Below are 11,845 nucleotides of genomic sequence, written 5' to 3'. Positions count from 1 at the left end.
GCTTGCCCGCTCCTTAGCCGCCCTCACGGCCATGGCCGTCCTGCTGCTGCCCGGCGGCGCGGGACAAGCCGACGATCCGGCCGTCGAGACCGTCCGCATGTGGCAGTGGAACGTGGCCGGATGGACGATGAACGACGGCTCCGCGACCACCGGCATGGTGAAGGCCGCCGCCGCGTCGATCAAGGAGAGGAACGCCGACTTCGCGGCGTTCAACGAGCTCTGCTGGGATCAGTACAAGGCGATCCAGGCCACGCTGGGCAATCTCGGCTGGCCTCAGGGTGCGAGTTTCTCCCGCTTCGCGGCCATCAGGAACGAGGTGGCCGCCACGGACGGCGCCTGCGGCGGCGAGCGGTTCGGGATTGCGATCTTCAGCCGCCGCGACATCGGCTCCGCCATCCAGTACGCCCTGCCGCAGGACAACGACGGCGGGGTGCACAAGCTGCTCTGCGTGTCGCCGGCGGCCCGGCCGCACCTGCGATTCTGCACCACCCACATCACCACGTCCAACGAGATCATCGACGGCGAGTACATCAACCGGAAGCAGCTCGCAGCGGTCCTGGGTCACCTCCAGACCTTCCACGACGCCGGGGACACCGTGCTCATCGGCGGCGACTTCAACGCCCGACCGCAGTACAGCCGGCTCGACACCTGGTACGCGCCCAGCCTCGACGTGCCGAACAACGGCGGCAACACCGGCCAGTACAGGGAGCTCGACGACCTCGAACCGGCCTGCCCGGGTATCGGCGAGACCACGGTCGGCGAGGTCAACGGCAAGGGCAAGCCGATCGGCCTCGTGCCTCCCTGCAACCAGCGGCCGAAGATCGATCTCCTCTTCGCCCGGGAGAGCGCGATCGTCGGCTCCTACACCGGCGACTCGCTGGAGCTCAGCACCGCCTGTGGCGGGCCGTGCTCCGACCATCGCATCGTCGTCGGCACGGTCTCCGTCCGGGTCCAGCCCTGACCCACCTACCAAAGTCCTCACATGAGGACTTATGCTGGAGGCTCATCCCTCAAGGATCAGGAGCTGCCCATGTACGCCGTAGTCCGCGTCTACACCACGAAGTCAGGCTCGGCCGAGGAGGTCTTCAAGCAGGTCGGCGCCGAATTCGCCGACCGGATCCCCGAGCAGGTCGGCGCGCTGCTCTACACCGCCGTGGACACCGGCGACGGCTCGGCGCTGACGGTGACGTTCTTCGCCGACGAGCAGGCGGCCGACCGCTCGGAGTCCGCGGTGGCGCAGGTGCAGCAGAGCCTGAACACGCGATTCGGCATCGAGGAGGCCGGCGTCCGCCGCGGCCCCGTCATGGTGAGCCGCGCGGATCCGGCCGTCGCCCGCCCGGTCACCATCTGACGCCCGCGATCGCTCATCGTCTTGTGCGAAACACCCCTGATGCGTACCAGTCGCACGACAGATTCGCGCACCAGCCGGTGAAACTAGCGTGTTTCTCCATACGCCGCCTGAAAGGCGAGGAGCCCGCTTTTCCGCGTCACGGAACGGGATGACGGCAGCCGCTCGAAGCGGACGGAACGCCCCGTTCCCGACGAGGAAAAGTCTTTCATATTCGTGCCGGCCGCCGGATTCCCCGAACTCACCCCGGCGCCCTTGTTTTTCGCTGGACGGAGAAATCATGACGCAATTCCTGGACCCGAAGAGCTGGACGGGCCTGATCCGCACCGCCGACGGCTGGTCGCCCGGGGGCGGTCCCGCGCTGGCCGTGTTCGACAAGGCGACCGGCGAGCAGCTCGCCGAGGTCGGCACCGCCTCTCCCGCCGACGTCGCCCGCGCGGCGGCGACGGCCGCCGAAGCCCAGCGTGCCTGGGCGGCGGCGCCCCCGGCGCAGCGGCGCGACATCTTCGTCCGCGCGACCGAGGTGCTGTCCGAGCACCACGACGAGCTGGCCGAATGGCTGATCCGCGAGAGCGGCGGCATCCGGCACAAGGTCGAGTTCGAGCTGTTCAAAAGCCGCGAACTGCTGCTGCACGGCGCCTCCCTCACCACCCGCCCGCTCGGTCAGATCCTGCCGTCGGAGCCCGGCGTGCTCAGCCAGGCCAGGAAGGTCCCCAGGGGCGTCATCGGCGTGATCACGCCGTGGAACTTCCCGCTCGTCCTGGCCCTGCGCACGCTCGCGCCGGCCCTGGCGACCGGCAACGCCGTGGTGCTCAAGCCGAACCCGCACACCCCCGTCACCGGCGGCGTCCTGCTGGCGCGGCTGTTCGAGGAGGCGGGCCTGCCCGCCGGGGTGCTGCAGGTGCTGCCCGGCGACGGCGACGTCGGCAACGCCATCGTGACCGACCCCGGCACCGCGATGATCTCCTTCACCGGCTCCACCGCCACCGGGCGCAAGGTCGCCCAGGCGGCGGCGCCGCTGCTGAAGAAGGTCGTGCTCGAACTCGGCGGCAACAACCCGTACATCGTGCTGCCCGACGCCGACGTCGACGCCGCCGCCTCCGCGGGCTCCTTCGCCACGTTCATGCACCAGGGGCAGGTCTGTATGACCGCCGGCAAGCACATCGTCCACCGCTCGATCGCCGAGGCGTACGCCACCGAGCTGTCCGCCCGCGCCCGGTCGCTGCGCGTGGGCAACCCTGCCGTGGAGGAGGTCCACCTCGGGCCGATCGTCAACCGGGCGCAGATCGACCGCGCCCGGCGCATCGTGGACGACAGCGTGGCCGCCGGCGCCGTGGTCCTTGCCGGCGGCGGGCACGAGGGACCGTTCTTCAAGCCGACCGTGCTGTCCGGCGTGACGCCGGACATGCCCGCGTTCACCGAGGAGATCTTCGCCCCGGTCGCGCCGATCATCGCCTACGACACCGAGGACGAGGCCGTCGCGCTGGCCAACATGGGCGAGTACGGCCTGACCGCCTCCATCCGCAGCGGCTCGGAGTCGCGGGCCGCCGCGGTCGCCGACCGGCTGCGGGCCGGCGTCATCCACGTCAACGACCAGACCGTCGTGTACGAGACCTGGGCCCCCTACGGCGGCATGGGCTCCTCCGGCAACGGCGACGCCTTCGGCGGCCCCGCCGACCCGGAGGGGTTCACGGAGTGGCAGTGGATCACCCGCCGCGCGGAGCAGACCACGTACCCCTTCTGAACCGTTCAGCGGCAACGACCGTGGCCGGCACGGATTTCCCCGGCCCGTGCCGGCCAGGCTCATCACCGGCCCCTCGCGAGTAGAGGACGGTCATGAGCGACGAGGTGACTCCCGGCACCGTGGTGCGGGCCTGCGCCGCCGCCAAGACCGGCGGGGACATTCCCGGCGCCCTCGCGTGGTGGCCCCGCCGTCCGCGTACGCGCCCGGCGGGACCGATCCAAGGGCGCCGCCACCCGCCGATGAGTATGATCCGGGTATGAGCGGCGCCAAGAAGCGCATCACCATCACCGTGGACCCCCACCTGGCCGACTACGCCGAGCATCTGGTGGAAGCGGGCAAGGCCGAGTCGGTGTCCGCGGCCTTCAACGAGGCCATGGCGGCCAAACGCCAGCGCGACCAGCACGCCCTGGCCCTGCTGCGCGCCCGGGCGGCCCAGGCCGACCCGGTGCGGGTCGAACGCATGAGAAGGCACATCGACGCCCAGGCCCGCCAGGCGGGCTTCGAGGTGGCCGCCGGTGAGTGACCAGGTCCCGGCGCCCTGTTGTCCGGCCTGACCGCGTTCGAGCACGTGCAGGTCGCGGCGCTGGACGGGGTGGAGCAGGCCGGCCTGCTCGCGCACATGATCCAGCGCACCGGGCTGGACCCCTGCCACGGCCACGTCGCGGCGCTGGCCTCCATGGCCACCTGCCCGATCCTCTCCCTCGGCCGCTCCCACTGGGAACAGGCCGCCGCGGCCCTGGACGACCCGCTGTACTTCATCGAGATCGCCGACCCGGGCGAATGATCAGCCGGGATGCCGGCGTGCGAGAGCCTCGGGAAGGGCGGCCGGCGTCGCAGCGGACGCCGGCCCTCGCCCGGGCCCGGTGAGATCACCGCGCTGGACGGTCCACCTCTACCTTGACGAACGCGCCATTTCGCGTCATGTAGAAGTCGATATCCTCCCACTCCTTGTTGCCCATGATGTAAGAGGTCCTGAGGCGCCTCATCTCCCATGCGGTCCCGAGGTTGTTCTTCCTGTCGGCGATTGTCCGCCAATCCCCTGCCGGCACCTTTTCGGCTCGTGCCACCTGGATCGCGAACGCCCGGGTCGGGTCGGCGACAATGGCGCCTGTCTCGTCCATGACACCGTCAAGAGTGACCGACACCTTGACTCCCGGCGTGCTCACTGAGTTGTCGACGAAGTCCATCCACAAAGGTCGCTCGGAGACACCTTCCTTCGCGAACGCGTCACCCAGGAAGTTGATCGCGGCGGGATCTCTTTTCCGGACCTCCTTCGTCAACTCCGTGATGTACGGATCCATACCGAGCACGACATGGGTCCCCCGCTGGATCTTGGGCAGGCAGTCGTTGTGCACCAGGACGGGCGTCGATCCGGCGTACACGTAATAGGTGTGGTCGGCCTCGACCTCGAAGTTGTACACGTCGGCGCCCCTGCCACCGGGCGACACCGCGACGACGCGGGCTGCCTTCCCCGACGGCTCCTGCAGCGCGTCCCCGGGCCGCAGATCCTTCGCCTGTGTCCAGCCCTGACCCTGCACCCAGAACCGGTGGCCTTCGGTCGCGGACAGCGTTCCACCGGCCGCGGTGATGTTCACCAGCGCGTCCGCCGAACGATGGAACAGCCTGGTGACCCGATGCAGGCCGCGCCTGCCGGTCGCCGGATCCGCGGACCAGACGCGGTCTCCGACTCGTATCTGCTCGATAGGGCGCGCGCCGTGCTCGGTGTCGACCAGGGTCCCGGCAGGGAAGCACTGCCCTGCCGCCATCGCTCGTCCCGCCGCGACCTCCAGGCGCGTGACGGCCGTGGCGGGCAGTCCCGAATAGTTGCGTAGCTGGAAGACCGCCTCGGCCAGATTGCCGCCGTCGCGGATACCTACGCGCACGGCCCGCGCGTACCGGTAACCCGCCTTGATCATGGGCGGAACGACGATGTCGCCGAAAGCCCAGGCGCAGTTGCCGAGCGATCCTCCGCTGCCGGTGACCTTGCGCCAGCAGCCGACGTAGTCGTGAACCAGAGCCTTGGTCAGGCTCGCCCACACGGACTGGGTCAGCTCCCCCCCGTCGATGTAGGTCCGTTTGGTGAAGCGGAGGTCGAACGGTCCGCTGCCGACGTAGTCACCGACCAGCGGTGCGGTGCAATCGGCGATCTCCTTGCCGGCCTGGGGACAGCTCAGCAGGTAGTAGTCCTGCGTCCCGTAGAGGTGATACTCCATGTCGATGTGGCAACCGGACCCGGTTCCCGTGCAGTTGCCCTGCGGGTCCATGTCGAGCGAAGGCTCCCAGGCGAAGCCGATCAGTCCGGGAATGCCTGTCGGGCCCGCCTCCGACGCTCGCTCGGCCTCGCGTTGCCGATCTGCCTCCGCCTCGGCGCGCTCGGCGGCCCGTTGCGCCTCTTCGGCCAGCTCGCGCGCGTGAGCGGCGGCGTTCTCCGCCGTGTCGGCGTCCTTCTCGGCCTGGGTGGCCACGTCGCGGGCCTTGGCCGCGTCGTCCTCGGCCGCGCTGGCGGCCTGGCGTGCCGAGGCCGCGTCCCGCTCCGCTTCGGTGGCCGAGTCGCGGGCCTCGCCAGCGTATCCGCCGGCGGCGTCGGCGGCCGATGCGGCTGCTGCCGCGTCCGCGGTGGCCTGGCGATCGTAGGCGACGGTCGCGGCCTCCGCCCGCACCGCTGCCTTGGCCGCCGACGCCGCCTGCGCCGCGAAGGCCTGCGCCTCGGCGAGCGAGTCGGCCGCCTTGGCCGCCCAGTCGGCGGCGTCGGCGGCGGCGGTCGCGGCGACCTTGGCATCGGCGTCGGCCTTGGCCGCCAGCGCCGCGGCCTCCTTGGCGGCCCTGGCCGCCTGCGCGGCCTTGGCCTTGGCGACGGCGGCCTGCTGGGCGGCGACGGTCTTGGACGCCTGCCCGGTCAGGACCGCCAGTCCGGCCGAGGCGTCGGTCTCCTGGTACGGGGAGCCGAGCTCGATCGCGTCGTTGGCCGGCTTGATCACCTGGGCGGCGGAGTCGCGGGCCGCGCGTGCCGCCTGCGCGGTGGAATAGGCGAATCCAGCCGTACGGACCGCGGCCGCCCCCGCCGCGTCGGCCTCCTGACGCGCCACCGCGGCGTCCGCCTTGGCCTTGGCGGCCTTGGCCTTGGCGGTGTCGGCGTAGATCCGGGCGAGGCGGACGTTCTCCGCCGCGGCCTCGGAGGCGTCGATGGCATCGGCCGCCGCGGCGTGAGCACTCTTCACCGCGGCGTTGGTGATCGCCACGTCGCGCTGGGCGGCGTCGGAGGCCGCCTTGGCGCGGGAGGCGGCGGCTTCGGCCCGGGTGGCGGCCTCGCGAGCCGCCGTCGCCGCCGCGGTGGCGTCGTTGGCGGCGGCGCGGGCGTTGGCCGCCGCCGTGGTCGCCCGATTGGCCGCGGCCCGCGCCTGGGTGGCGGCGGTCCGGGCGGCCGCGGCGGCGTCGGTGCCTTCGACAGAGGCGGCGTGCGCCTCGTGAGCCTCGGCCTTGACCAGGAGGGCGTCCCGCTCGCTCTCCGCCTGCAGCGCGTCGTTGCGGGCCGCGGCCGCTGTACGCTCCGCCTCTAGGGCCGCTTGTTTCCGCTCGGCCGCCGTGGCGCCGGCGCTCTGGGCCGCGCTGAGCTGAGTGGCCGCCCTCTGCCGCTCGGACTGAGCTCTGGCGTCGGCCTCGGCGGCGACGGCCTGCTGCCTGGCGGCGATCTCCTTCTGGGTTCGGGCGTTCTCGCGCTCGGTCTCGGCGATCTCCCGTTTGGCCCGGGCGTCCGCGGCGGCGTCCTTGGCCGCCTGCTCGGCGGCCTCGGCTCTGGCCTGCGCGTCCTTGGCCTTGGTGGCGTTGACCGCAGCCTGGGCGGCCTGCTCGGCGGCGCCCTCGGCGGCGGCCTTGGCCTGGGCGGCGGCTTCCTGGGCGGCGACGCGGCGGAACTCGGCCTGTGAGGCGTGTGCCTGGGTCTCGGCCAGCGCCATCAGTGTCTTGCTGTCGGTGGCCGAGGCGCGGGTGGCGTTGGCGGCGGTCTCGGTCGCCTTGGCGACGGCCAGGGTGGCGGCGGCTGAGGCGCGGGTGACCTGCACGGCCTGCTGGCCGTAGAGCAGGCCGCGGCCGCGCGGCAGGTGCGCGGCGTCGGCGATCTGGTAGGCGGCCTGCTGGGCGGCCACCGCTTTGGTGGCGTGCTGCTGTGCGGACTGGGCGGCGCGGGAGGCGACGAACACCCTGCCGAGGGCCAGTCCCTGGGCCTTGACGATGTCGTTCCTGACCCGGGGGAACTCGGCCGCGTCGGGGTAGGACGGGGTGTCGGGTGTCTGCTTGAGCCAGTACGCCTGCCAGTCGGCCAGCCGGGACGCGATGATGGACTGGCCGAGCGCCTCGCCGAGGGCCTGGGTGGCGATCTGGAGGTCGGCGTTGGCCTCGGCCTCCTCCGCCAGGATGGACTCGCGCTGGGCGCGCTGGCCGTCGATCTCGGCCTGCCACTCGGTGGAGGCGGTGACCAGTTCGGTGGTCAGCACCTTGTACGGGTCGGGCGGGTTGTGGCTGGTGCAGGAGGCGAAGCGGGCCTTGAGGTTCTCGACGTCGATCCGGAACTCCGTGCTGTCCGGGTCGGGGGCGCTGGTGGGGAAGCCGCCGTGCTCCAGGAAGAGCCGCGCGTCGTCGGCGTACATGGGGTGCATGAACGTCATGCCCTCCCACGCGTTGCGCGCGTTCCAGTCGGAGCCTTCGGGGTAACGTTCGGCGGCGATCTTGGTGGCCGCCTCCACCGAGTCCTGGCCCGCCACCGGCGTCCGGTCGGCGTACAACTCGTCCTCGGCCTGCCAGAACATCGTGTTGATCCAGCCGAACAGGCCCACCTTGACGAACGGGTCGTCCTTGGACTCGATCGTGTGGAAGGCGGCGTAGGAGTAGGCGTCCGGCGGTGAGAGGGCCAGGGACTCCTCCCACACCTCGTTCCGCCCGGCCAGTTCGTCGGCCTTGGCCCGCAGCCAGTTGTGGTCCATCGTGGACGCGAGATGCAGCCGGGTCCCGGGGGTGCTCCAGTACTCGGGGTCGGCGGCCTGCAGGAGCTCCTCTTCGGTGCCCTTCAGTCCGCTGCGCGCCACGGACTTGAGCGCCTGGCCGCCCTTGCGCTGGACGACGGTCAGCAGGCACTGCGCGGCACGCACGTCGGCGGCACGATCCAGGTCGTAGCCGGAGCCGGAGCCGGATTCATAGCCGGAGGAGGCGTACGCGGCCGCCGGGCGCTCGCCCGGGAGCGGGGCGGCGGTGGCCAGCAGCGCGGCGGATGCGACGACCGCGACCAGCCGCCGGGATAAATTGATCAACATGGTCAACCGTTCGGGGAGGAAGAAGGGGGACGCGTCGGGTTATTACGCGTCGGGCCATTACGCGTCGGGGCCTTAGAGGAAGGCGTTGGCGGCGTTCCAGCCCGATGCGCCGATCTGGACGCGCGCGGCGAACGGCGCCGAGGCCGTGCCGGTGCCCTTGAACAGCCACAACGCGCCGGCCGCGTCACGGGCGAACAGGTCGGCCTTGCCGTCCCCGTCGTTGTCGCCGGTGGAGACCAGCGCGGTGTAGGCGTCCCAGCCGGTGCCCGCGCTGATCCGGGTGCCCAGAACGGCGCCGGCGGTGGTGCCGCCCGTTCCGGGGTAGATGTAGAGGGTGCCGCCGGTGCTGCGGGCCAGCAGGTCGTTCTTGCCGTCGCCGGTGTAGTCGCCGTATCCGGCCAGCGCGCTCATGGTGTTCCAGCCCGCCGGCCCGACCTGGACGCGGTCCAGGAGGGTGCCGTCCGGCTTGCCCTGGAACAGCCACAGGGCGCCGTCAGCGTCCCGCGCGAGAATGTCCGGCACCGCCGCGCCGCCCATGTCGCCCGGCGACATCAGCAGGTTGTAGGCATCCCAGCCCGGTCCGATCCGCCTGGTCCCGCTGCCCCGCTCGGCCGTATAGAACAGGGTCCCGTTCAGCCGGAAGTACACATCGCTGCCGGCCGCGCCGGACACGTTCGCGCGCAGGATCGCCGTCACCGCCGAGAACCCGCCACCCAGGTCCACGGCCGGCTGCAGACCCGCTCCCGTCGCCTTGGGCTCATAAGCCAGCAGATGACCGTCGCTCGACCTGCGAACCAGCAACGGCAGCCGCGGCGCCGCCGTCACCGTTGCCGTCACCGTCGCCGTCAGCGCCGCCCGGTTGCCCTTGCCGGAGCTGGCCGCCGCGTGCGGAGCGACCATGACCGCGGACACGGCCAGCACGACCATCGCGAAAAGGCCCGCCGTTCGCCGCGAACGGACGACGGCCGTCAAGAGAGACATCCCTCGACGATCAGGCAACGCGGGGCTCCGCCGCATCTGTCAGCCGACTGGGGTCCTGCCGGCGCCGTCGGCAGCGCGTACGTCCCGAGCGTGGACGTGGCCACATCAGGTCACCGCCGGGTTACTGACGGCAGGCCCGGCTCGTGAGATAAGGGAAATGTCCCGGAACGGCAGGCCGGCCACGTTCCCGGGCGCCATCGCACGAGCACCTCCGAAAGGAGCCCGCTGCCATGGCCCCTATCCGCTCGCTCGCCATCCTGCTCGCCACCGCCCTCGGCGCCGCCGTCCTGACGACCGCGCCCGCGGCCTCCGCGGAGGTGCTGGATGTCACCTGCACGCCGCCCAGCAGCAACATCGCCACCTACAACCCGGCGCTGACACTCACGCCGCAGACCGTGACGGTGGTCAACACCGCCCAGTACGGACCCTGCACCTCAGCGTCCCAGCCGACCCTGGCCTCCGGGACCCGCACGAGCGTCAACGTCTCCTCGCGAAGCTGCCTGGATCTCCTGGCCGCCACCCCCATCGCCTTCACCGTCACCTGGAACACCGGACAGACCTCCACGATCTCCGGCAACTCCACCACCACCATCGCGGGTGCCGTGGTCACCTTCACCCTGACCGGGACCGTCACCTCCGGGCTGTTCGCCGGCAGCACCGTCGTCCAGGCCAACGTCGCGCCGTCCGCGAGCCTCCTGCTGTGCACCGCGGGGCTGGGCACCGTCCCGAGCTTCTACTCCCTGGTCACCCTGGAGATCACCTCCGCCTGACCGCATCCCGGCCACGCCGGCTCATCACCCCACGCATTGATCGCCTGCGACGGGCCGGGCGGGGCATGACGCGGGCAGCGAGGCAGAGACGTCCGTCCAGCCCGGCTGCTCGTGGACGATCTCCTGGTAGACGGTGCCCACGGGCAGTCCGGCGAGCCCGGTGGTGCCCGGCGGGTCGTAGGTCCACGCCTTGACGACGACGTTCTGCACCGAGAGCAGGTCACCGTCGGTCTCGTCCACGACGAGCCGCTGCTCGACCTGCCCGTCGGCCAGCGGACGCGTCCATCCGACGGCGAGCCCCCAACGGCCCTCCCCGTCGCGGACCCGGCCCAGGGCTCGGGTGCCCGGCAGGTCCGCGACCATCCGGTAGAGGGAGGCGCGGGTGCCCGGCCGGACGGGCCCGTACTGCAGCAGGTCCAGGGACAGTCCCAGGAGCCAGGAGTCCTTCCCCGGCAGTGAGGCTCCCGAAGGCGGTGCCGGCCATTCCGCCATGCCCTTGCTGTACGCGGGCCAGAACGACAGCAGCCGCTCCTTCAGCGCGCCCGGCTCCTGAGGCAGATCGAGCAACTCATCCACTCCGAGCGCGAGTCCCTCGTCATGGAACGGCCAGTTGCCCGGCATGAACAGGTACCGGGTGTGTCCGAGCGGGGCCGTGTCGTTGTCACAGTCGGCGTCGTCGCCGCAGAGCCTGGGCGCGCCGGCCCGCCGCCAGGTCGCCTCGTCCGCCCGCGAGGCCGGCACGCTCGGCAGGCCGTGCTGCGCCAGCACCAGAGGCCGCGCCGGATCACGAGACGTCCACCGGCTCGTCCGGACCCGGGTCTTGATCCGGTACGGCTGCCGCGCCGTCCCGACGACCTGCTCGCCCAGGATGAAGCCCGCCGCGTGCCAGTAGCGGCCGGAGGCGTCCCGTCGCGTCGCCGCCCGCTCCGCCGCCCCGTCCAGCGGGCCCGCGGCGGAACCGCCGAGCAGGCGTCCCGTGGACACCCCGCCGCCGATCAGCCGCGGCAGCGCCACTCCGCCGATGACCACCGCCGTGGCCAGCGACGCGGCCACCACCCCGATCCACCGGCTCCGCCGCCGCTCCCGGGACGCGAGCCCGGGGACTCCCTCCAGTTCGCCCAGGTCGGCAGGGCGTGCGGCGGCCAGGACGTCCAGTACGTTCCTCTGCTTCACCGCTCCTCCCCGGGGACGAGAGCCCGCTGCCGGGGAGTCGTCATCGCGTCGTTCATGGCGGCCTCCAGCCGCCGCCGGGCCCGGTGCAGCCGGACGGAGAACGCCAACCGCGTACTGCCCGCCACCTTGGCCGCCTGCGCCGAGGTCAGCCCATGCCATGCGACCAACGTCAGAACCTCCTTGTCCGCGTCGCTCAACGTGGCCAGCCCGCGCAGTACGGCGGCCCGCTCGGTCACCTCGTCGGCCACGTCCGGATCGGCCTGCCCGGCCCACACCCGCAGCGCCTCGTCCAGCGCGGTCCGGCGCAGCTCGTCCCGGTAGAGTCCGCGTGTCACATTGCGGGCGACGCCGAGCAGCCACGGCAGCCCGGCCCCGGCCGGCATCTCCTCCCGGCGCCGCCAGGCGACCATGAACGTCTCGCTGACCCCCTCTTCGGCGAGCTGGAGGCCACATCTGCTCACCGCGTACGCGTGAACCCGGCCGCGGTACGCACGGTGACCCGGCACGGACGCTCGGCGCACAGCCC

The 11,845-nt window shown here is 71.9% G+C and carries 10 protein-coding genes; 6 read left to right on the top strand and 4 right to left on the bottom strand.

Annotated features, from left to right (window positions below):
* The first annotated feature begins 31 nt into the window (after positions 1-31).
* From HCN51_RS45940 to HCN51_RS45920, 5 genes are all read left to right on the top strand, one after another.
* Complete coding sequence (locus HCN51_RS45940; RefSeq protein WP_206068663.1) at positions 32-961, top strand: endonuclease/exonuclease/phosphatase family protein; 930 nt, start codon at positions 32-34, stop codon at positions 959-961.
* A 69-nt stretch (positions 962-1,030) separates the two neighbouring features.
* Positions 1,031-1,351 carry a hypothetical protein gene (locus tag HCN51_RS45935; protein WP_168018226.1) on the top strand — a complete coding sequence of 107 codons (321 nt, stop codon included), beginning with the start codon at positions 1,031-1,033 and terminating at the stop codon, positions 1,349-1,351.
* Positions 1,352-1,628: 277 nt separating this feature from the next.
* Positions 1,629-3,092, top strand: coding sequence for an aldehyde dehydrogenase family protein (locus HCN51_RS45930; protein ID WP_168018225.1), 1,464 nt, complete (start codon positions 1,629-1,631; stop codon positions 3,090-3,092).
* A gap of 256 nt (positions 3,093-3,348) precedes the next feature.
* Positions 3,349-3,615 carry a hypothetical protein gene (locus tag HCN51_RS45925; RefSeq protein WP_168018224.1) on the top strand — a complete coding sequence of 89 codons (267 nt, stop codon included), beginning with the start codon at positions 3,349-3,351 and terminating at the stop codon, positions 3,613-3,615.
* An 18-nt stretch (positions 3,616-3,633) separates the two neighbouring features.
* The gene (locus tag HCN51_RS45920) at positions 3,634-3,876 is read left to right on the top strand and encodes a hypothetical protein (protein ID WP_168018223.1); all 243 of its coding nucleotides are present in this window, start codon (positions 3,634-3,636) and stop codon (positions 3,874-3,876) included.
* An 85-nt stretch (positions 3,877-3,961) separates the two neighbouring features.
* On the opposite strand, the gene HCN51_RS45915 is transcribed toward HCN51_RS45920, so the two are convergent.
* Together HCN51_RS45915 and HCN51_RS45910 are read right to left on the bottom strand one after the other, a co-directional pair.
* The gene (locus HCN51_RS45915) at positions 3,962-8,395 is read right to left on the bottom strand and encodes a polymorphic toxin-type HINT domain-containing protein (RefSeq protein ID WP_168018222.1); all 4,434 of its coding nucleotides are present in this window, start codon (positions 8,393-8,395) and stop codon (positions 3,962-3,964) included.
* 72 nt (positions 8,396-8,467) lie between these two features.
* On the bottom strand, positions 8,468-9,376 hold the full coding sequence (locus HCN51_RS45910; protein WP_206068662.1) for an FG-GAP repeat domain-containing protein: 909 nt from the start codon (positions 9,374-9,376) through the stop codon (positions 8,468-8,470).
* A gap of 230 nt (positions 9,377-9,606) precedes the next feature.
* Here HCN51_RS45910 and HCN51_RS45905 point away from each other — a divergent pair, with 230 nt between their 5' ends.
* Positions 9,607-10,146: a hypothetical protein gene (locus HCN51_RS45905; RefSeq protein WP_168018221.1), complete on the top strand. Its 540-nt coding sequence runs from the start codon at positions 9,607-9,609 to the stop codon at positions 10,144-10,146.
* A gap of 24 nt (positions 10,147-10,170) precedes the next feature.
* Here the strand turns inward: HCN51_RS45905 and HCN51_RS45900 are convergent, their stop codons facing one another.
* Complete coding sequence (locus tag HCN51_RS45900; protein ID WP_168018220.1) at positions 10,171-11,319, bottom strand: hypothetical protein; 1,149 nt, start codon at positions 11,317-11,319, stop codon at positions 10,171-10,173.
* Positions 11,316-11,780 (bottom strand): RNA polymerase sigma factor, encoded by a 465-nt coding sequence (locus HCN51_RS45895; protein ID WP_346434027.1) that lies wholly within the window; start codon positions 11,778-11,780, stop codon positions 11,316-11,318. The genes HCN51_RS45900 and HCN51_RS45895 overlap by 4 nt, the downstream gene beginning before the upstream one ends.
* Positions 11,781-11,845 lie beyond the last annotated feature (65 nt).

The sequence above is a fragment of the Nonomuraea composti genome (assembly GCF_012034275.1).
Taxonomy (GTDB): Bacteria; Actinomycetota; Actinomycetes; order Streptosporangiales; family Streptosporangiaceae; genus Nonomuraea; species Nonomuraea composti.
Note: the sequence above shows the minus strand (reverse complement) of the source record. Positions and strands in the feature narration are given on the sequence as shown.

Coding starts and splice junctions, on each gene's coding strand:
- HCN51_RS45940 (WP_206068663.1), top strand. CDS start 32: ATGGCCGTCCTGCTGCTGCCCGGCGGCGCGGGACAAGCCGACGATCCG.
- HCN51_RS45935 (WP_168018226.1), top strand. CDS start 1,031: ATGTACGCCGTAGTCCGCGTCTACACCACGAAGTCAGGCTCGGCCGAG.
- HCN51_RS45930 (WP_168018225.1), top strand. CDS start 1,629: ATGACGCAATTCCTGGACCCGAAGAGCTGGACGGGCCTGATCCGCACC.
- HCN51_RS45925 (WP_168018224.1), top strand. CDS start 3,349: ATGAGCGGCGCCAAGAAGCGCATCACCATCACCGTGGACCCCCACCTG.
- HCN51_RS45915 (WP_168018222.1), bottom strand. CDS start 8,395: ATGTTGATCAATTTATCCCGGCGGCTGGTCGCGGTCGTCGCATCCGCC.
- HCN51_RS45910 (WP_206068662.1), bottom strand. CDS start 9,376: ATGTCTCTCTTGACGGCCGTCGTCCGTTCGCGGCGAACGGCGGGCCTT.
- HCN51_RS45905 (WP_168018221.1), top strand. CDS start 9,607: ATGGCCCCTATCCGCTCGCTCGCCATCCTGCTCGCCACCGCCCTCGGC.